Source organism: Streptomyces yerevanensis (genome assembly GCF_000716805.1).
Lineage (GTDB): Bacteria > Actinomycetota > Actinomycetes > Streptomycetales > Streptomycetaceae > Streptomyces > Streptomyces flaveus.
The window spans coordinates 151,994-171,869 of the sequence record NZ_JNWJ01000016.1 but is presented as its reverse complement, the minus strand read 5'-3'; the positions used below and the strand labels follow the sequence as shown (position 1 = coordinate 171,869).

The 19,876-nt window shown below is 69.1% G+C and carries 20 protein-coding genes; 14 read left to right on the top strand and 6 right to left on the bottom strand.

The features are described from left to right. Positions 1 to 185: 185 nt before the first annotated feature. Positions 186 to 566, bottom strand: coding sequence for a hypothetical protein (locus OP79_RS56425; RefSeq protein ID WP_033321485.1), 381 nt, complete (start codon positions 564 to 566; stop codon positions 186 to 188). Between the two features lie 288 nt (positions 567 to 854). Here OP79_RS56425 and OP79_RS19350 point away from each other — a divergent pair, with 288 nt between their 5' ends. Beyond that, a complete protein-coding gene (locus OP79_RS19350) occupies positions 855 to 1,451 on the top strand; it encodes a glycosyltransferase (protein ID WP_033321484.1) in 597 nt (198 codons plus the stop codon). After that, positions 1,448 to 2,188 (top strand): glycosyltransferase family 32 protein, encoded by a 741-nt coding sequence (locus tag OP79_RS50455; RefSeq protein WP_051744741.1) that lies wholly within the window; start codon positions 1,448 to 1,450, stop codon positions 2,186 to 2,188. Before OP79_RS19350 ends, OP79_RS50455 begins: the two co-directional genes overlap by 4 nt. Positions 2,189 to 2,326: 138 nt before the next feature. Here OP79_RS50455 and OP79_RS19340 read toward each other — a convergent pair whose 3' ends face one another. Next, on the bottom strand, positions 2,327 to 2,749 hold the full coding sequence (locus OP79_RS19340) for a hypothetical protein (protein WP_033321483.1): 423 nt from the start codon (positions 2,747 to 2,749) through the stop codon (positions 2,327 to 2,329). Between the two features lie 162 nt (positions 2,750 to 2,911). Between OP79_RS19340 and OP79_RS19335 the strand changes: the two genes are divergently transcribed. The 10 genes from OP79_RS19335 to OP79_RS19290 all read left to right on the top strand — a co-directional run bounded on the left by OP79_RS19335 (position 2,912) and on the right by OP79_RS19290 (position 14,158). Beyond that, positions 2,912 to 3,244 (top strand): GYD domain-containing protein, encoded by a 333-nt coding sequence (locus OP79_RS19335; RefSeq protein WP_033321482.1) that lies wholly within the window; start codon positions 2,912 to 2,914, stop codon positions 3,242 to 3,244. A 97-nt stretch (positions 3,245 to 3,341) separates the two neighbouring features. Beyond that, positions 3,342 to 4,226 (top strand): DUF2797 domain-containing protein, encoded by an 885-nt coding sequence (locus OP79_RS19330; protein ID WP_033321516.1) that lies wholly within the window; start codon positions 3,342 to 3,344, stop codon positions 4,224 to 4,226. A gap of 43 nt (positions 4,227 to 4,269) precedes the next feature. Continuing rightward, on the top strand, positions 4,270 to 4,620 hold the full coding sequence (locus OP79_RS19325; protein ID WP_033321481.1) for an antibiotic biosynthesis monooxygenase family protein: 351 nt from the start codon (positions 4,270 to 4,272) through the stop codon (positions 4,618 to 4,620). After that, the gene (locus OP79_RS19320; protein ID WP_078491885.1) at positions 4,595 to 5,572 is read left to right on the top strand and encodes an amidohydrolase family protein; all 978 of its coding nucleotides are present in this window, start codon (positions 4,595 to 4,597) and stop codon (positions 5,570 to 5,572) included. The genes OP79_RS19325 and OP79_RS19320 overlap by 26 nt, the downstream gene beginning before the upstream one ends. A gap of 165 nt (positions 5,573 to 5,737) precedes the next feature. After that, positions 5,738 to 6,478, top strand: a complete 741-nt coding sequence (locus OP79_RS19315; protein WP_033321480.1) for a response regulator transcription factor — start codon at positions 5,738 to 5,740, stop codon at positions 6,476 to 6,478. Next, positions 6,475 to 8,043 carry a HAMP domain-containing sensor histidine kinase gene (locus OP79_RS19310; RefSeq protein ID WP_051744740.1) on the top strand — a complete coding sequence of 523 codons (1,569 nt, stop codon included), beginning with the start codon at positions 6,475 to 6,477 and terminating at the stop codon, positions 8,041 to 8,043. The genes OP79_RS19315 and OP79_RS19310 overlap by 4 nt, the downstream gene beginning before the upstream one ends. A gap of 50 nt (positions 8,044 to 8,093) precedes the next feature. Then, positions 8,094 to 9,521 (top strand): bifunctional glycosyltransferase family 2/GtrA family protein, encoded by a 1,428-nt coding sequence (locus OP79_RS19305; protein ID WP_033321478.1) that lies wholly within the window; start codon positions 8,094 to 8,096, stop codon positions 9,519 to 9,521. After that, entirely contained in the window at positions 9,518 to 11,638 is a 2,121-nt protein-coding gene (locus OP79_RS19300; RefSeq protein WP_033321477.1) for an ArnT family glycosyltransferase, read from the top strand. Before OP79_RS19305 ends, OP79_RS19300 begins: the two co-directional genes overlap by 4 nt. Positions 11,639 to 11,796: 158 nt before the next feature. Then, complete coding sequence (locus tag OP79_RS19295) at positions 11,797 to 13,299, top strand: DHA2 family efflux MFS transporter permease subunit (protein WP_033321514.1); 1,503 nt, start codon at positions 11,797 to 11,799, stop codon at positions 13,297 to 13,299. 124 nt (positions 13,300 to 13,423) lie between these two features. Next, positions 13,424 to 14,158 carry a TetR/AcrR family transcriptional regulator gene (locus tag OP79_RS19290; RefSeq protein WP_078491884.1) on the top strand — a complete coding sequence of 245 codons (735 nt, stop codon included), beginning with the start codon at positions 13,424 to 13,426 and terminating at the stop codon, positions 14,156 to 14,158. A 328-nt stretch (positions 14,159 to 14,486) separates the two neighbouring features. On the opposite strand, the gene OP79_RS19285 is transcribed toward OP79_RS19290, so the two are convergent. After that, complete coding sequence (locus tag OP79_RS19285; protein ID WP_033321476.1) at positions 14,487 to 14,957, bottom strand: PPOX class F420-dependent oxidoreductase; 471 nt, start codon at positions 14,955 to 14,957, stop codon at positions 14,487 to 14,489. 70 nt (positions 14,958 to 15,027) lie between these two features. Between OP79_RS19285 and OP79_RS19280 the strand changes: the two genes are divergently transcribed. Continuing rightward, complete coding sequence (locus OP79_RS19280) at positions 15,028 to 15,417, top strand: hypothetical protein (RefSeq protein ID WP_051744739.1); 390 nt, start codon at positions 15,028 to 15,030, stop codon at positions 15,415 to 15,417. 95 nt (positions 15,418 to 15,512) lie between these two features. Here the strand turns inward: OP79_RS19280 and OP79_RS19275 are convergent, their stop codons facing one another. Then, positions 15,513 to 17,924, bottom strand: a complete 2,412-nt coding sequence (locus OP79_RS19275) for an MFS transporter (protein WP_033321511.1) — start codon at positions 17,922 to 17,924, stop codon at positions 15,513 to 15,515. A gap of 101 nt (positions 17,925 to 18,025) precedes the next feature. After that, positions 18,026 to 18,490, bottom strand: coding sequence for a MarR family winged helix-turn-helix transcriptional regulator (locus OP79_RS19270; RefSeq protein ID WP_033321475.1), 465 nt, complete (start codon positions 18,488 to 18,490; stop codon positions 18,026 to 18,028). Positions 18,491 to 18,750: 260 nt separating this feature from the next. On the opposite strand from OP79_RS19270, the gene OP79_RS19265 reads away from it, so the two are divergent. Beyond that, entirely contained in the window at positions 18,751 to 18,945 is a 195-nt protein-coding gene (locus tag OP79_RS19265) for a hypothetical protein (RefSeq protein ID WP_033321474.1), read from the top strand. A 61-nt stretch (positions 18,946 to 19,006) separates the two neighbouring features. On the opposite strand, the gene OP79_RS19260 is transcribed toward OP79_RS19265, so the two are convergent. Next, positions 19,007 to 19,783, bottom strand: coding sequence for a hypothetical protein (locus OP79_RS19260; protein ID WP_033321473.1), 777 nt, complete (start codon positions 19,781 to 19,783; stop codon positions 19,007 to 19,009). Positions 19,784 to 19,876 lie beyond the last annotated feature (93 nt).

The following is a 19,876-nucleotide window of genomic DNA, read 5'->3' as shown; positions in this document are numbered from 1 at the left end:
ATTACCAGACGCCTCTTCGACATCGCCAGACCCTGCCTCCGAGGTCATGCCGATGTCTTGAGACACCCCATTCCGATGTCCTGAGCGAGCACACTGCCGAGTGCACACAGGTCAAAGGCCCCGTCGGTTCGCCCGGCGGGGCCTTTGGCATCAACGGGTGACATCAGTGCGGCCGGAACTCGCCCTCAGTCGCTCGACTCCTCCCCCTCCGGCTCCTCGTCGGGGCCATGGAGATTGAGCGCGTCGTACAGCCGGACCCGGCGCACACCCGCGGACCGCATCCGCTCGTATGCCCGGCGCCTGAACCAGTCTGTCTTGACCACCCGCCCCAGTTCGTCGACGACCACCCGGCCGGACGTCCTCGTAGGCCTCGCCCGTGACGAGAGGGAGCGTCGCCTCACCCGAATCGTGCCCGCCGTCAGGTCGAGCACGGCGCGCAGCCGACCGAGCGTCAGTTCCACGGTCCGCACGCTCCGCCCGGTGCCGGGTGTCCCGCCGATGCGCCGGGCGCTGGTGATCATCCAGTCGATGAGCGCTTCCACGTCCTCCTCGGTGAGCTGCTGCACGGGCCGAAGGGGATCCCCCGCCCGAGCCGAGCGCAGCCGGTTCGAGGGTGTCAATGGCCCTTGGGAGGGCACCCGGGAACGGGTGAGCCAAGGCGACATGAACAACGAGTGCTTCGACGTACCGCAGGTGTCCTGCCAGCCCTGATGCGACTCGGCGCCAAAGCGTTCCAGAAAGCGGTTACCAATAGCCCAACTGTTCGAGAACAAGATGGTAAGCAAGCCCAACCATTACGCCAACTCCCCGGTCTAGCCCTCTGTTAGATGGATGAGACGGAGATACGGGGACGTATGCAGATTTCCTCAGCGTTACGCAATGACCACGGGATCGGGGGCACGGCCCGGACGACGTACAACCTTGACCAGCAGTACGACGTCGAGATCGCCTCGGTGCTCGGCCACTGCGACGAGCCGGTGTTCCAGCGGAACCCGCGCGTGCGCCACCTCGTCGACGTCCGCGAGGACAGCCCGGGATATGACGGGGGCTCCGCAGACCAGGAGCTGACCCGGGTCTTCCCGCGCGGGGAGGGCCGCTACGGCCAGTACAGCGCGCTCACCGGCCGCCGCATCGCCGAGCACCTCTCCACGGTCGAGGCCATGCGCTGCGGCCTGCCCGTCGTCTCCACGGACTGCCCGCACGGCCCGGGGGAGATCACCGACAACGGAGTGGATGGACGTCTCGTCCAGGTCGGCAACGTCGGGGCCATCGCCGAGGGCCTGCTCGAACTGATCGACAACGAGGCGCTGCAGCACCGGATGGCGGATGCGGCGCTCAAGGACTCCGAGCGCTTCGACCCGGCCGGGATCGCCGAGCGCTGTGAGCCGATCGCCGCTGCACCGCAGGCGGCCGACTTCTTCAACACCATGGTCCGCTGGGAGGCACCGTGATCCTCAAGAGATTTCGCACATCCACCGCCGCTGCCGCCACCGTCACATCGGCGGACACCACGCAGGCGGGCGTTCCCAAGTTGATCCACATCATCTGGATCGGCGAGAAGGCCTTCCCCTACCGGGACAACTTCCGCACCTGGAAGAAGCACAACCCCGACTACCAGGTCCAGCTCTGGACCGACAAGAACCTCCCCGTACTGCACAACCAGTGGATCTACGACGCCCTGGCCGACCAGCCGCTTGCCATACGGGCCGACCTTCTCCGCCTCGAACTTCTCGCCCGGTACGGCGGCATCTACACCGACGCCGACTCCTGGTGCACCCAGCCCATCGATCCCCTGATCGACGAGCTGCCCCTGTTCGGCATGACCGGCAACAAGGGCAACGTCCAGAACGCCACCCTCGGCACCGTCCGGGACCACCCCGCCTACCGCATGATCGTCCAAGGCGCCGGAGCGCGCTATCTCCGCCTGGCCTACCTCAAGCGCAACAAGACCGAGAAGTACGAGATCTTCGACATCTTCGGCACCCGCTACATCACCCCCATACTGCGTTCCTTCCCTGACTTCACCCAGATCGACCGAGGTGCGGTCAGAGGAACCCGCCGCTTGATATGCGTCGAGGGCCAGGACGACACCAGCGAGGCATACATCGTCCACGCCAACGCAGTCAGCTGGAAGAAGCCGGGCAGCGACAACCGGCTCACACTCACACCGGCCCGCCCAGAAATGTAGACGGGCACCCAGCCCTGCCCGAACAGTCCCTGAACTGGAGCTGTTTACGCGTCAGAGGCCCCGGAGAAGGTAATCCGGGGCCTCTGACGTTTTCGGACCGTACGGCAGCGAAGCCCAGCAAGGAGCTGATGCCGGCCGTCAGCTGGGCCGGTAGTGAGCCGCAGGTGGCCGCTGCCGATGATCAGCAGCGGCGGCGGTCACGGCGGATACGACGGCGGTCGCGGCGAGGCTTCCCATCATGATCAACCCCACGCCGACCGCGAAGAGGCCGGAGTCGTCGTCCGACCAGTCGTAGAAGGCGGCAGCGGTCAGGCCGGCCGTGGTGCCGAGCACAGCGCCTACGAAGTAGCGCCGGGAGGCTGCCCAGTACACCGGTACCAGCAGAGTCAGCACCAGCCCGATCACCTGCCACGTCTCGTACGGGCCGGTCATCGAGCCATCAGGCTGCACGTCACGCTGCTGGTCCCAGCCCAGCCAGGCAGCCCACATCGCCATTGAGATCCCAGCTGTCACGAGGATGGACAGCAGCTGGAGAACGAGTTTCCGCAGTCCTTGGCTCATGTCTCAAGGGTTTCGGCTCACGCGGTCACCGGCCAGAGCGTGAGTACTCAGCTCTGCCTGAGTACTTCGGGGCGCCCGCGGCCGTTCGGGGGATACGCGGGCCGTCTCCGGCGGGTTTTCTCCCCGTCGTGGCATCCCTTGATGGGACGAAAGGGAGACGTGATGCCGCTCTATCTATCGAGGTTCAGCTACACGCCGGAGACCTGGGCGAGGCTGATCGGCCACCCTGAGGACCGGGCGCAGGCCGCACAGTCGTACATCGAGTCCGTCGGCGGGAAACTCCATGGCTTCTGGTATGCCTTCGGCACGCACGACGGCTACAACCTGTGGGAGGCCCCGGACAACGTGTCCATGGCCGCGGTTGCGCTGGCGATCAGCGGGGGTGGCGCGCTCAGCTCGTTCGAGACGACTGTTCTCCTGACCGTCGACGAAACAATGGAGGCCCTGCGCACCGCCGGGCAGGTCCAGTACCGGGCTCCTGGCGCGTCCACATAGACGGCAGCCCTGGCCGCAACAACGGCACTCACAGGTGAGAGGTCCCCGGTGAATCACCGGGGACCTCTTGTCAGTGGTGCGCTCTACGCTTTCGGTGATGGCACAGGTGTGGAGATGTACGGGGCTGCGGTGGGGTGTCGACGGGCCTGTGCTCGGGTGGGGTGGTGGGCGGAGGAGTGCGTTGGTGCGGGGGAAGCGGGTGGCGTTCGCGGTGGTCGACGGGGGTGCGCGGACTTGCGTGGGGGCGCGGGGGAACAGTTGTGCGGTGCTGGCTGTCGTGTCGGGGCGGAGTGTTGGGGCGCAGTGTGAGGAGTGTGCGCGGCTGGAGCGGGCGCACTCCGTTGCCGCCGATACCGTCGCCGGTGATCCGCGGCCGTATCACGTGTATCTCGCGTGGTTCGGGAGCGGGATGGTCAAGGTGGGGATCACGGCTGTGGAGAGGGGGGAGGCGAGGCTGCTTGAGCAGGGGGCCGTGGTGTTCAGCTGGCTCGGGCGGGGGCCGCTGATGGCGGCTCGGCGGAGTGAGGAGCTGTTGCGTACGGCGTTGGGGGTGCCGGATCGGATCGCGTACGACGCCAAGCGGGCCGTGCGCAGTGCGTTGCCGGAGGCGGTGGTGCGGGCGGGCGAGGTCGAGGCGCTGCATGCGAAGGCCGTGGGGCTCGGTGGGTGGCCGGAGTCCCTGGAGCGGATGCCGTTCGTGGCTGTCGATCATGCCGGGGTGTTCGGGCTTGAAGGATTGCCGCCGGCGGTGGGGGCGGTCAGCGAGCTCGTGGCGGGAGGCGTCGTGACGGGGGAGCTGGTGGCTGCCGCCGGGCCCGATCTGCATCTGGCCGGCGAGCGTGGGGTTGTCGTGCTGGATACGCGGCTGATGAAGGGGTGGGAGGTGAGTGCCGTCGGTCAGGGTGAAACGGCCGGTGCGGTGACGGTGCCCGTGCGGAGGTTCGGCGGTCTGCAGAACGGGCTGCAGGACGGGCTCTTCTGAAAGGCGCTGGACGTGGGCAGGCCTCAGCCCGAGAGTGGGTGACATGAGCGATCAACCCCTTGCGCCTGTCGCCGCGCATGAACCGCCGTACTACGCCGTCGTGTTCACCTCTGTGCGGACCGAGGGGGACAACGGGTACGGCGAGACAGCCGAGCGGATGGAGGAGCTGGTGAAGGAGATCCCGGGATTTCTCGGGATGGACTCGGCGCGGACACCGGGCGGGCTCGGGATCACCGTCGGGTACTTCCGGGATGCCGAGGCCATCGAGGAGTGGCGCGGCGACATGGAGCACCGGGCGGCGCAGAAGCAGGGGCGGGAGAGCTGGTACGAGAGTTACACCGTCCATGTCGCCAGGGTCGAGCGAAGCCATGGGTTCCGGCGTGGGCAGGGCTGAGGGGGAAGGCGGGACGGCACCGCCTCAACACGGAGGTGCCGAGGCCCGGTCCGCTCCAGACGGTGTTGGTGTCCGTCCGCCTCAAGAAGGCGCCGAAGTCCGGCAGTTCTGGGAAGGGCTCGGACTGCCCGGGCTCGTCGACGTCCACACGCACTTCATGCCCGAGCGTGTCCTGCGCAAGGTCTGGGAGTACTTCGACGCGGTCGGTCCACTGACCGGCCTCGACTGGCCCATCACCTACCGGGGCGAGGAGGGTGAACGGGCCGCCCTGCTCCGGCAGTTCGGCGTGCGTGCGTTCACCGCCATGCTCTACCCGCACAAGCCGGGCATGGCTGAGTGGCTGAATCAGTGGGCCGTCGACTTCGCCCGCCGGACCCCTGACTGTCTGCATACGGCGACCCTGTTCCCGGAGCCGGGCGTGGCGGCGTATGTGCGGAGGGCGGTGGCCGAAGGGGCGCGGGTTTTCAAGGCGCACGTCCAGGTGGGTGCGTACGACCCGGCCGATGAACTCCTCGATGCGGCCTGGGGGTTGCTCGCCGAAGCCGGGATACCCGTCGTGATCCACTGCGGGTCCGGGCCCGCGCCCGGCAAACACACCGGGCCGGAGCCGATCCGGCGGGTGCTCGCCCGGCACCCCCGGCTGCGGCTCGTCGTCGCACACATGGGCATGCCGGAGTACGAGGACTTCCTGGGCCTCGCCGAGCGGTACGGCGAGGTGCGGCTGGACACGACGATGGCGTTCACGGACTTCAGCGAAGGGTTCGCGCCTTTCCCGCGCCGGGCGCTGCCCCGGCTGGATGACCTCGGCGAGCGGATCCTGCTCGGCTCCGACTTCCCGAACATCCCGTACGCGTACGTCCATCAACTCCACGCACTGGAGCGGCTCGGGCTCGGGGACGACTGGCTGAGGGCGGTCTGTTACGGGAACGGGGCGCGGCTCTTCGGGCTGTGAGCGTCGCTTCTCGTCCGGCAGTCCGACTCCATCAGACCCGGGGCACATCACCTCGCGTCCGACAAGATCCGCCCAGGCGTTCCCTGAGTGGCTCCTGTGTGTTTCTCAGGAAATTCACAGGTTCCGCCAAGTGAGTTCTCAGAGGCACCCAGCAATGTGTTGGCTATGACCACGACCTCGCCCCAGGGGCGCACCGAACTGCTGAGGCCGGACGGGAGCCCCGTCCGCGTGCTTGTGGTGGACGACGAGCAGTCGATCACCGAACTGTTGTCCATGGCCCTGCGTTACGAAGGCTGGCAGATCCGCAGCGCGGGTGACGGGACAGGGGCGGTGCAGACCGCCCGGGAGTTCCGGCCCGATGCCGTGGTGCTCGACATGATGCTGCCCGACATGGACGGGCTGGCCGTGCTGGGCCGCCTGCGGCGCGAGCTGCCCGACGTTCCCGTCCTCTTCCTGACGGCGAAGGACGCCCTCGAGGACCGTATCGCCGGGCTGACCGCGGGTGGCGACGACTACGTCACCAAGCCGTTCAGCCTGGAGGAAGTCGTCGCGCGGCTGCGCGGGCTGATCCGCCGCTCCGGTGCCGCCGACCGGCGTTCCGACTCCACGCTCGTCGTCGGGGATCTCACCCTGGACGAGGACAGCCACGAGGTGTCGCGTGCCGGGCAGAACATCCACCTCACCGCCACCGAGTTCGAGCTGCTGCGCTTCCTCATGCGCAACCCGCGCCGGGTGCTCAGCAAGGCGCAGATCCTCGACCGCGTGTGGTCGTACGACTTCGGCGGCCAGGCCAACGTCGTCGAGCTCTACATCTCCTACCTGCGCCGGAAGATAGACGCCGGGCGCGAGCCGATGATCCACACGCGGCGCGGAGCTGGTTACCTGATCAAGCCCGCCGCCTCATGAGCGGACGACGACAGCTGCGGAAGCAGCGGCGCCGACAGCCTCGGACGCTGCGGACGCGGCTTGTCGTCTCCGCGGTGGCGCTCATCGCGGTGGTGGCCGCTGTGATCGGCACGGTGACGACCATCGCGATGGGGCAGCGGCTGAACGACCAGCTGAACGACACGGTCACGGAGGTCGCGAACCGCGCTGGCGGCCCGCCGCAGATGGCCAACGACCCGAACTTCCGTCGGCCCGAGGACCCGCTCGACTTCGTCACGAGAGGCCCGCAGGAACTCGGCACGATCGGCGCCGAGGTCGACGGGAACGGTCAGATCTCGAGTGCGATCCGCAGCGCGGAGTCGACGAACAGCATCGACGGTAAGCCCAAAGCAATTGAGCTCACCGACACGCAGCAGTCCGAGCTCGCCCGCGTTCCGCGCGACGAGAAGAAGCACACGATCACCCTGACTGACCTGGGTGAATACCGCGTGCAGTACACGACGGGGGGCCCGAAGGGCGACTTCTACGTCGCCGTGCCCACCGAGTCCGTCACAGAGACCCTCAACACCCTCATCCTCGTAGAGGTCAGTGTCACCGCCGCCGGCCTTGTCGCCGCTGGCCTCGCCGGATCCGCCCTGGTCACCGTCGCCCTCCGCCCCCTCCGCCGAGTAGCCGCCACCGCCACCCGAGTCTCCGAACTCCCCCTCCACAGCGGCGAGGTGACCCTCAACGAGCGCGTCCCCGAGTCCGAGACCGACCCCCACACGGAGGTCGGGCAGGTCGGCGCCGCCCTCAACCGCATGCTCGACCACGTCCACGGAGCGCTGCACGCGCGCCAGGAGAGCGAGACGCGGGTACGGCAGTTCGTCGCGGACGCCAGCCATGAGCTGCGTACGCCCCTCGCGTCCATCCGTGGATACGCCGAACTCACCAGACGCGGAAGGGAAGAGACCGGCCCCGACACCCGCCACGCGCTCGGCCGGATCGAGTCCGAGGCCGGGCGGATGACCGGACTCGTCGAGGACCTGCTGCTGCTTGCGCGGCTCGACGCCGGACGGCCCCTCTCCTACGAGCACACCGACCTGTCCCCGCTGGTCGTGGACGCCGTGAGCGATGCGCGCGCGGCCGGGCGCGAGCACAACTGGCGGCTCGAGCTGCCGGACGAACCCGCGCTCGTGCAGGCCGACGCCGCCCGTATCCAGCAGGTCATGGTGAACCTCTTCGCGAACGCCCGTACGCACACCCCGCCCGGCACCACGGTGACCGCACGCGTGCACCGGCGGGGTTCCTGGGTGTGTCTGGACGTGCAGGACGACGGGCCCGGCATTCCGCCGGGTCTGCTGCCGCGTGTCTTCGAGCGGTTCGCGCGGGGCGACTCTTCGCGTTCGCGTGCCTCCGGGTCCACCGGTCTCGGGCTCGCCATCGTGCAGGCCGTCGTGGCCGCACACGATGGTGCGGTGACCGTGGACAGCGTGCCGGGACGGACCGTCTTTACCGTGCATCTGCCCGCGCTGGCCGCCGAAGCGCCCCATTCTCATGAGGCCTTCATTTCGGAAACAAATTCGCAAACGTACTCACAGGCGTAGCACAGCACCACCACACGGGTACGACAGGGCGCTTGACGACAGTCGTCGTCATGCGAACCGAACCTTCTCCCGGCTCCTTGCCGGCGCGGGAGCACCTCCCGGCCGGGAATGCCGGTACGCCTGTCCTGGACGTAGTGATCCCCGTCTACAACGAGGAGAAGGACCTCCAGCCGTGCGTGCGCCGACTGCACGAGCATCTCGCGCGCACCTTCCCGTACTCGTTCCGCATCACCATCGCGGACAACGCCTCGACGGACACCACCCCGCTGGTGGCGGCGCGGCTGGAGGCGGAGATCGGAGAGGTCAGGGCCTTCCGCCTGGAGCAGAAGGGCCGCGGCCGGGCCCTGCGGGCCGTGTGGTCCGCCTCGGACGCCCCCGTCCTCGCCTATATGGACGTCGACCTCTCCACCGACCTCAACGCGCTGCTCCCGCTGGTGGCCCCACTGATCTCGGGCCACTCCGACCTCGCGATCGGCTCGCGCCTGGCCCGCTCCTCGCGGGTGGTGCGCGGTGCCAAGCGGGAGTTCATATCCCGTACGTACAACCTGATCCTGCGGGGCTCGCTGCAGGCCCGCTTCTCCGACGCCCAGTGCGGCTTCAAGGCGATCCGGCGGGAAGTGGCTCACGTGCTGCTGCCGCTTGTCGAGGACACCGGCTGGTTCTTCGACACCGAGATGCTGGTGCTTGCCGAGCGGGCAGGACTGCGCATCCACGAGGTGCCGGTCGACTGGGTCGACGACCCGGACTCGACCGTGCACCTCGTGAAGACCGCGACCGACGACCTGTTGGGCGTGTGGCGCGTCGGGCGCGCCCTCGCCACCGGCTCGCTGCCGCTCGACCGGCTCGCCCGGCCGTTCGGTGACGATCCGCGCGACCGCGAACTGACCGGTGTACCGACGGGACTCGCCCGCCAGCTCGTCGGGTTCTGCGTCGTGGGCGCTCTGTCCACGTTGTTCTATCTGCTGCTCTACAGCGGCTTCCGTACGTTCACGGGGTCGCAGTTCGCCAACGCGCTGGCCCTGCTGGTCTCGGCGGTCGCCAACACGGCGGCCAACCGGCGCCTCACCTTCGGCGTCCGCGGCAGCGAGCGGGCGATGCAGCACCAGGCGCAGGGCCTGGTCGTCTTCGGCATCGGCCTCGCCCTGACCAGCGGCTCGCTCGCCGCCCTGAACGCGGCGACGACCGAACCCGCGCACTCCACCGAACTGGCGGTGCTGATCGCAGCCAACCTCGCGGCGACGGTGCTGCGGTTCCTGCTCTTCCGGGCGTGGGTGTTCCCGGACCGGGGCGACGACTCGGCGTCGACGGTCATGGCCTCGCACAACCCGGCCTCGCCCGTCTACGCGACGGCGACTCACGCTCCGTACGACAGCTCTCCGTACGGCAACGCTCCGTACGACAACCGAACCTGGGGGGACGCGACCATGCAGATGCAGCCGGTGCGCCCGAACGATCACGATCCGAGGGACGCACGATGACGACGACTCAGCCAACTGCCGTGCAGGAACCGGTCGTTCCGGTGGAGCCTGCCGCGGCCCCCGAGGACGGCAGCCCCAAGCAGCCCTTCGTACGCCGCCTGTGGCGCGGGCGGCCCGAGGACCACCGCTGGGTGCGGCCCGCGTTCCTCGGCACGCTGCTGCTGATCGGCGCGCTCTACACCTGGAACCTCACGGCCTCCGGGTACGCCAACTCCTTCTACTCCGCGGCAGTTCAGGCGGGCAGCCAGTCCTGGAAGGCGTTCTTCTTCGGCTCGCTCGACTCGGCCAACGCCATCACCGTCGACAAGCCCCCGGCCTCCCTGTGGCCGATGGCGCTGTCGGTGCGGCTGCTGGGCCTGAACTCCTTCGCGATCCTGTTCCCGCAGGTGCTGATGGCCGTCGCCACGGCGGGTGTGCTGTACGGGGCCGTGCGCCGCCGGTTCGGTGCCGTGGCCGGCCTCATCACCATGGCGGTCTTCGCGCTCACGCCCGTCGCCGCGTTGATGTTCCGCTTCAACAACCCGGACGCGATGCTCGCGCTTCTGATGGCCGTCACGGTCTACTGCGTGCTGCGCGCCATGGAGAAGGCGCAGACGAAGTGGCTGGTGTGGGCGGGTGCCGCGGTCGGCCTCGCCTTCCTGGTGAAGACCCTCCAGGCTTTCCTGATCCTCCCGCCCCTCGCGCTGATCTACGTACTCTTCGCACCGACGACCCTGCGCAGGCGCATCGGCCAGGTCCTCATCGCGGGCCTTTCGATGGTCGTCGCGGGCGGCTGGTGGGTCGCGATCGTCGAACTGTGGCCGGCTTCCTCGCGTCCGTACATCGGCGGCTCGCAGAACAACTCCTTCCTTGAACTGACCTTCGGCTACAACGGACTCGGCCGCATCAACGGCGAGGAGACCGGCAGCGTCGGCGGCGGGGGTGGCGGCTGGGGCGAGACCGGCTGGGACCGCATGTTCAGTTCGAACATCGGCGGTCAGATCTCCTGGCTGATCCCGGCGGCGCTGATCCTGTGCGTCGCGGCCGTGGTCCTTCTGCGCAAGGCCGGGCGTACGGACACGGCCCGCGCCGCGTTCCTAGCCTGGGGCGGCTCGCTGCTGATCACCATGGCGATCTTCAGCTTCATGCAGGGCATCTTCCACGAGTACTACACCGTCGCCCTGGCCCCCTACATCGCGCCGCTGATCGGCATGGGCGCGGTCGTGCTCTGGGAGGAGCGCGGCAAGCTGTGGGCCTCGCTCACGCTGGCGGGCGCGATGACGGCGACGGCGGCGTGGGGGTACGTCCTCCTCAACCGTTCCTCCGACTACCTGCCGTGGCTGAAGTGGCTGGTCCTGGTCGGTGGTCTGGCCGCCGCGCTCGGCCTGGTCTTCGTGAACAAGCTCGGTCGCCGACTGGCCATGGGCGTCGTGGGGCTGAGCTTCGTCACCGCGCTCGCGGGCCCGGCGGCGTACAGCCTCAGCACGTTGAACGAGGGGCACTCCGGCTCGATCGTCACGGCCGGTCCGACCGTCGCGGGTGCCCGCGGTGGCCCCGGCGGCGGCATGGGCCGCGGTCCCGGCGGGGGCGGTATGCCCGGCCAGAACCAGCAGGGCCAGCAGAACGGCAACGGTCGGACGGGCCAGCCGCCGACCGGCGGTTTCCCGGGCGGCGGCATGCCCGGCGGCGGCCAGAACCAGCAGGGGCAGCAAGGCATGCCAGGTGGTCAGGGCGACGGCGGAGGCATGGCCGGCGGTGGCGGCATGGGCGGACTGCTCAACGGCGCGACCGTCAGCGACGAGGCCAAGGAGCTGCTGGAGAAGAACTCCGGTGACTACACCTGGGCCGCTGCGGCCATCGGCGCCCAGAACGCCGCGAGCTACCAGCTCTCCACCGGCGACCCGGTGATGGCGATCGGCGGCTTCAACGGCAGCGACCCGTCACCCACGCTGGCCGAGTTCAAGCAGTACGTGGCGGACGGCAAGGTCCACTACTTCATCGCAGGCGGCGGCATGGGCGGCGGCAACGACAGCTCCGGCACCGCGTCGCAGATCAGCGAGTGGGCGCAGGAGAACTTCAAGGAGGTGACGGCGGGTTCGTCCACCTTCTACGACCTGACGCAGCCGACGAGTAGCTGACGATCAGCCGACGAGCAGCTGACGGTCTGAGGAGGTCCCGCGAGGGCGGTGACCGAGGCGAGAGTGTCTCGGTCACCGCCCTTTCGTGTTGTACGGCGTATGGGAGTTGTTCTACGGTGTACAGCGACAACCTCCCGTACGCCGTAGAAGGGGCACCCATGACGGCCGCGACGACCGCCGAGACCGCCCAGGCACCTCCTCAAGGCCACCCCCAGCGTTGGCTGATCCTCACTGTGATCATGCTCGCCCAGCTCACCGTGATCCTCGACAACACCGTCCTGAACGTCGCGATCCCTTCCCTCACGGACGAGTTGGGCGCGAGCACCGCGGACATCCAGTGGATGATCAACGCGTACTCGCTCGTGCAGTCCGGACTGCTGCTGACGGCGGGCAGCGCCGCCGACCGTTACGGCCGCAGGAAGATGCTCGCCGCGGGCCTCGTCCTCTTCGGTACGGGCTCGCTCTGGGCGGCCTTCGCACAGTCGTCCGCGCAGCTCATCGCCGCCCGTGCGGGCATGGGCATCGGTGGCGCGCTGCTGATGACCACGACGCTCGCGGTCGTCGTGCAGATCTTCGACGACACCGAGCGCGTGAAGGCGATCGGCATCTGGTCGACCACCAGCTCCCTCGGTTTTGCGGCCGGTCCGCTGCTCGGCGGATTCATGCTGGACCACTTCTGGTGGGGATCGCTCTTCCTGATCAACATCCCCGTTGCGCTGATCGGCCTCGCCGCGGTCATCAGGCTGGTGCCCGAGTCCAAGAACCCGCAGGGCGACCGCCCCGACCTCCTGGGCGCGCTGCTCTCGACGATCGGTATGGCCTCGGTGGTCTACGGGATCATCTCCGGGCCCGAGCACGGCTGGGCGTCGGCGCAGGTGCTGGTGGCCGCGGCCGTCGGCGTACTGGTCCTCGGCGCGTTCGTGCTCTGGGAGCTGCACATTCCCTACCCCATGCTGGACATGCACTTCTTCCGCAACCAGCGCTTCATCGGCGCCGTGGCGGGCGCGATCCTGGTCGCCTTCGGCCTCAGCGGCTCCCTCTTCCTTCTCACCCAGCACCTCCAGTTCGTCCTCGGTTACGAGCCGTTGGAAGCGGGCCTGCGGCTGGCGCCGCTCGCCGTGACCGTCGTGGCCCTGAACCTCACGGCCGTCGGCGCGAAGCTGCACGCCAAGCTCGGCACACCCGTGACGATCGCGGCCGGTATGAGCATGCTCGCCGGAGGCCTCGCGGTGATCGCGCTGCTGGGCGGCGACGACTACAACGGCATGCTGGCGGGCCTCGTCATCATGGGCGCGGGCATCTCGCTCGCCATGCCCGCCATGGCCAACGCGATCATGAGCGCCATCCCGCCGGAGAAGGCGGGTGTGGGCGCGGGCATCAACGGCACGCTCGCCGAGTTCGGCAACGGCCTCGGCGTCGCGGTCCTCGGCGCGGTCCTCAACGCCCGCTTCGCCGCGCTGATCCCGGTCGCCGCGGCCTCGCTTCCGGCCGCGCTCGCCTCCGCGGAATCGGCGGGCGAGCGGACGCGGATCATGGACGCCTTCTCCTCCGGGCTTGAGACCAGTCAGCTGGTGGGGGCGGTTGCCGTACTCCTCGGAGGGCTGCTGGCGGCCGAGTTGCTGCGGCGCGCTGAGCGAGCGGACTCCGCGGTGGCCGCGTAACGATGTCCCGTGGAGGCACGCATAGCATCAGGGCGACAGCGATACGCGCTGATACGTGCTGTGTATCTCGTACGCGTTGGGTAGCTCGTACGCGCTGTGTATCGAGCTCCGAGGAAGGTGCGCCATGGTGAGGGCAGCCGACCGGGCCGAACGTCCGGCGCGGACCAGCGTCTGGCTTGAGGGCAGGCAGCGGGCGGCCCGGGGCGGTCAGCCGTCCGGGCTCGACCGCGACCGGATCATCCAGATGACGGTGCGGCTCCTCGATGCCGAGGGACTGGCCAAGTTCTCCATGCGCCGGCTGGCCGCCGAGCTGAACGTGACGGCGATGTCGGTGTACTGGTACGTGGACACCAAGGACGACCTGCTCGAACTCGCCCTCGACTCGGTCTACGGCGAACTCGAGCTGCCCGACCCGGAGTCGGGCGAGGACTGGCGCGACCAGCTGCGCGCGCTCGCGAGTGGGTACCGGGTGCTGCTGGTGCGCCACCCCTGGGTGTCGCCGCTCATCGGCAGTTTCCTCAACATCGGCCCGCACTCGATGGAGTTCTCGCTGTGCGTGCAGCATGTGATGCGCAATACGGGGCTGCCGGCGCACGGGCAGATGGGTGCGATCAATGCCGTCTACCAGTTCGTGTACGGGTTCGGGACGATCGAGGGACACTTCGTGCAGCGGTGCGCCGCCGCGGGCATGTCGCAGGACGAGTACTTCCACCAGGCCATGAGCACGATCCGCGCCGTTCCCCGCGCCCCTGGGGTGGGTGGGGGGTGCGGGGTCGTGGGCCGGTGCGTCAGCCCGTCGCAGGGCGGGCATACGACCCTGGCCTGGTACACGGCCCTGGTCCTCCGAGACCGGACCTAAGCGACGGGCATACGACGCACCGGCCCACGCCCCCTCCCGCCGGAGGGAAACTGCGGGAAGTCGGGGGTGCGGGCTTTCCCGGGGCGCGGACTTGCTCAGGGCGCGAACTTTTCTGGGGGCGCGGGCAGTCGCAGGCTTTTCAGGGGCGCGGGGCTGTATCCGATTTGCGGCTCCGCCGCGTGGGCGCGACCAGCCACAACGCACCCGCAGCCGCGACACGACATGTCACCCCACCTCCTGGCGGGGGGCCTGGGGGCGCAGCCCCCCCACGCGGCGGAGCCGCAAATTGATACAGCCGGGAAGGGGCGGGGCTGGGGAAAGAAACCCCCTACTCCTGCGGAGCCAGCCGCGCAGGGAAGCCGCCGGTCGCGACCGGCCCCCACCGCTCCGGGGTGACCCGGATGATGGACTTGCCCTGCTTGAGCATCGCGGAGCGGTACTCGTCCCAGTCCGGGTGCTCGCCCGCGATGTTGCGGTAGTACTCCACGAGGGGCTCGACCGAGTCCGGTGGGTCGATGACCTCGGCTGTGCCGTCGATCTGGACCCAGGGCCCGTTCCAGTCGTCGCTCAGGACGATGAGGCTGACCCGCTCGTCGCGCTTGGCGTTGCGAGTCTTGGCGCGCTCGGGGTAGGTCGAGACGACGATACGGCCCGCGTCGTCGACACCGCAGGTCAGCGGAGAGCCTTGAGGGCTTCCGTCGGTCCGCCGCGTCAGCAGGATGGCGCGGTGGCGGGGGCGTACGAAGTCCAGCAGATCGTCGAGGGAGACGGAGGTGTTCGTCGCTATGTTCGGTGCCATGGGGGCAGCCTAGGGTGAACGGAGGTCGAACGCCTGACGCGTGGGGCGGCAGAGCCCTACCCTGACGGACATGGCAGCCGACGACCTCAACCCCGACGAGCAGTGGCCGCTGCCGCCCGCCTGGATGTGGGACTGCGCCGAGTGCGTCCGGCTTTACGAGGCGATGAAGCACGTCCAGGCGGTCATCGCCGGACTGCACGCCACCGAGGGGTACGACGTCGACTGGGACTTCACGGACAGCGTCGTGGGCACGCAGATCAGCCTCAGCCGGCATCTCGCCGACGCCCACCCGCAGGAGCTTCCCGACTGGGACCCCGCCTGCGCGACCTGTGCGAGCCACCAGCAGGCCCTCGCCAGAACGGACCGCGCGCCCGACCTGCGAGCCGGAACCGTCATGGTGGCCGAGGAACACCGGGCCCGCCACCTGTTCGCCCCACCCCGCATGGTCGGCCTGATGTGACGGGGCTGCGCAGCGCGGTGAACCGGCCCGTGGGGCGCGCCTGAAGCTCAGGATGCGCGCCCCATGGGCCGTGGCTTTCCACCTACTCGTTCGAACTACTCGCCGGGATGGCCGAGTTCGATGTCGTGGTCGTCGACACCGCGCCCGTTCACGGTCAGCGCCGTGGCCACCGGCGGGTAACCCGTCGCGATGACGGTGTACTCCCCGCTGTCCAGATCGGCGAAGGCATACGCCCCGTCCTCCCCGGTCGTGGCGGAGGCGACCACGTTGCCCGCCGCGTCGACGAGCGTGACCCGGGCATCGGCGAGGGGCCCGTGCGGCGCCCGTACGGTGCCCCGCAGCCGGACGCCCGCCGTCAGGTCGACCTCGACACGGGTGACACCCGTGCCGCCGACCTCGACCGGCAGCGCGGCCGGCCGGTGACCCGCCGCGTTCACCGCGACGGTCACGGTGCCCGGGACCAGATCGGCGAAGTCGAACTCGCCCTGCTCGCCGGTGTTTCCGGTGGCCAGCACATCGCCGCGTACGTCCGTGACGACAACCATGGCGTCCTTGACGGGCGTACCGGTCTCGGCGTCCCGCACCACACCGCCGAGCCCGCTCGTACCGCTCACGAGGATGTCGTACGACACCGGCTCGTCGTTCACGACGATCGTCGAGGCCTGCGGCTGGAACCCGTCGGCAGAGGCGATCAGGACGTACGACCCCGACCCCGGCGCGTCCAGCGCATAACCACCGTCCGCGCGCGTGACCGAGCGGCCCAACTGCCGTCCCCCGAGGGAGATCAGCGTGACGGCGGCGCGAGCGACGGGCGCGCTCTCGGCACCGCGTACGTGGCCGCGTACAGAAATGCCGCCAGGAATGCCACCCCCCAAGCCGCCGGACTCCCCGGCGTCGACTGCCGTGGCAACCGGGCTCTCCTGCTTGACCGGAGCCGAAGCCGCGACCTCGCCGGCAGCCGGAACCCCGCCCTTCTCCCCGCCGCCGCCGGCGGCCTGTGCCGGCCCGACCCTGGTCCGCAGCGGGACCTCCTTGATGAAGAGGCAGACGACGAGGGCGAGCAGCGCGACCGGTGAGACGTAGAAGAAGACGTCCGCGATGCCGTGGCCGTAGGCGCTCTCCACGAGCGTGCGGACCGGGCCGGGCAGCGAGTCGACGTCCGGGATGCTGCTGGAGGTGCTGGAACCGGTGAGCGCGGACGCGTACTTCGGGTCGAGGGCGGACGCTCCGTCCTTGATGTAGTCCGTGATCCGGTGGCTCAGGACCGCGCCGAGCGCGGAGACGCCCACCGCACTGCCCAGCGAACGGAAGAAGTTCACCGTGGAGCTGGCGGCGCCGAGGTCGCTGGGTTCCACCTGGTTCTGCGTGCACAGCACCAGGTTCTGCATCATCATGCCGACACCGAGACCCAGCAGAGCCATGAAGACCGACACCCTCCAGTACGGGGTGTCGTACCGGATGGTGCCCAGCAGCCCGAGCCCGGCGGTCAGCAGCACCGCGCCGGCGAGGAGCCAGCCCTTCCACCGGCCGGTCCGGGAGATGAACTGGCCGGAGATGGTCGAAGCGAGAGCGAGACCGGCGATCATCGGGATGGTCATGACGCCGGACATGGTCGGCGACTCGTCGCGGGCCAGCTGGAAATACTGGCTGAAGAAGATCACGCCCACGTACATGGCGATGCCGACGAACAGGGCGGCGATGGAAGCCAGCGTGATGGTGCGGTTGCGGAACAGCCGCAGCGGGATGATCGGCTCGCGCGCCTTCGTCTCGACGAGGACGAAGATCGCCAAGAGCGCGAGCGTGCCGCCGACCATCGCGTACGTCTGCATGGACACCCAGTCGTACTTGTCCCCGGCGAAGGTCACCCAGACCAGCAGCAGGCAGACCGCGGCGGTGATGAAGAAGGCACCGGCCCAGTCGACCTTGGCCTCACGCTTGAGGACCGGAAGGTGCAGGGTCTTCTGCAGCACGATCAGGGCTATCACGGCGAAGGGCACGCCGACGTAGAAGGTCCAGCGCCAGCCGAGCCAGCTGGTGTCGGTGATGACGCCGCCGATCAGCGGGCCGCCGACCATCGCGGTGGCGAAGGTGGCGCCGAGGTAGCCGCTGTAGCGGCCGCGCTCACGCGGGGCGATCATCGCCGCCATGATGATCTGGGCCAGCGAGGTCAGGCCACCCATGCCGATGCCCTGGACCGCGCGCCACGCGATGAGCATGCCCGGGTTCTGCGACAGGCCCGCCGCCGCCGAACCGCCCACGAAGATGACGAGGGCCAGCTGGACCAGCAGTTTCTTGGAGAAGAGATCGGCGAGCTTGCCCCACAGTGGGGTGGACGCCGTCATCGTCAGGAGCGACGCGGTCACGACCCAGGTGTAGGCGCTCTGCCCGCCGCCGAGGTCGTTGATGATGTCGGGCAGGGCGTTGGAGACGATCGTCGACGACAGGATCGCGACGAACATACCGAGCAGCAGCCCGGTCAGCGCCTCCATGATCTGCCGGTGCGTCATCGGAGCGCCGTCGGGGGAGCCGCCTGATGAGTGCTTGGCGTGAGAGCCCCGCACACCGGTCGGTGCGGTCGTAGCCATGGGCTTCCTTTTCTTACGTTTCGTCATGTCACGTCTGGTGCAGGGGTGGACGCGGCCGGCCGGCAGTCGTCGAAGCTCGCACGCAGTCGTCCGAGCAGGGAGTTGAGCTGCTCGACCTCGTCGTCGGACCAGTCCCCCAGGTAGTGGGCGAGCGTCCGTGTGTACCGCTCGGCGATCTCGGCGAGCATGTCCCGCCCCGCGGGAGTGAGCCGCAGGATGCGCGACCGCTTGTCGGCGGGATCGGGGGACCGGTCGATCCACCCGCGTCCCGCGACATGAGCGACGTGCCGACTGGTCACCGACATATCGATGGCCAGCAGCTCCGCCAGCCGGCTCATCCGCATCTCCCCGTGCCGCTCCACCAACGCGAGCACGGCAGCGGCCCCCGCAGGACACTCCTGCGGCAACACCCGCCCGAGCCCCCGCTTCACAGCCCCGATGGCACTGAGCTGCCGGGCCAGCTCCTCGTACTGCTCTTGAGCGGCCATCACACTCTCCTTCGTTGCTCTAGGCAACCATAGAAGTATGTGGTTGCTACAGGCAAATGAAAGAGGGTGGGGCGGCCCTAAAACCTTGGCAAAGCACCTCCAGCCCGTCCGGCGTTTGAGGACGAGGCCGTTCAGGCCGACAGAGGGGGGGCCGGGGGCGAAGCCCCCGTGACGGCGACACCGAGTCAGGGTGACCAGCACCAGCAGACGGCACCCCCAGCACTTGGGCAAGCCGGAGGCATTCGCTAGGGTCCAGGGCCATGGCAAACACCCAGGGCCCCCAGGGCAACAACGACCCCGCGGGCAGCACCCAGATGTTCCGCGCCTTCGTCGACGAGGGTCCGCAGGGCCGCCGCCAGCAGGCAGCCTCGGCAGGCCCCCGTATCGGCGTGATCGTAGGCGTGATCGTGGCCGTCGCGATCGTGGCCGGCGTGGCCTGGCTCGCGTTCATGTAACTCGGGTACGGCGCTGACTCCCGTACGCCAGTAGGTCCCGTAACTCCCGTACGCCGGAGCCCTACTCCCACCGCACGGACACGTCACGCGTTTCGATGTGCATGCCCAGCGGCACGCGCCACGCGTCCACGCACACCGTCCAGGTCTTCTCCTTCCGCGCACCGGCGCCGACCGGTGCGGGAAGCTTCTCGGCCGACTTGATCGTCGCCCAGTCGATGCCGAGCGCGTCGATGATGTGCGTCTCGAAGGTCACCGTGCCCGAACGCACCGCGCTGCCACCGGTGTTGTGGAAGTCGAGGGTGACCTTTTCGCACCAGCGCTTGTCGGTGGGTTCGCGCTCGGGGGCGCTCACGTTCAGCGCCGCGGGCGCATCGGGCGCCGTACCGCTGCCGCCCTCGCCCGCAGACGACGAAGGCGCCGGGCTCTCTTCCGTACGTTCCCCCGCGGGCCCTTCCGTACGACCGGAGCCGCCCTCGTTCCCGGGCGCGCCCCGACCCGCGGAGGCGGAAGGACCAGGCGCCGGTTCCGTGCCCGGCTCCTGAGCTCCACCGGGACCAGTGCCATCGGTCGCACCCTCCGAATTCCCGCCTCCCCCGGCGCCCTCGGAGCCCGGCGCCCTGTCCAGCGGCACCATCGACACCTCCCCCGTGGGATTCGCCGCCGAACCGGAAGCCGGAGGCGAACCACCGGCCGCCCCGACCGCGACGTACCCGTCGTCACCGCTCCCGCCGCCCCCGCACGCGGCGAGCACCCCGCCCAGACACACCACGACCGCCGCCGCGGCACCGGCCACGGCGGCCCGGCGGTCACGTATCCAAGTCACCGTCACCTGACGCATCGCGCCAGTTTGACTGACGGTACGTCAGATAGAAAGAGACGGATGGGCATCGAGTGATCCCGCGAGTGAACCTCCGCCCCGCGTATCCCGTCT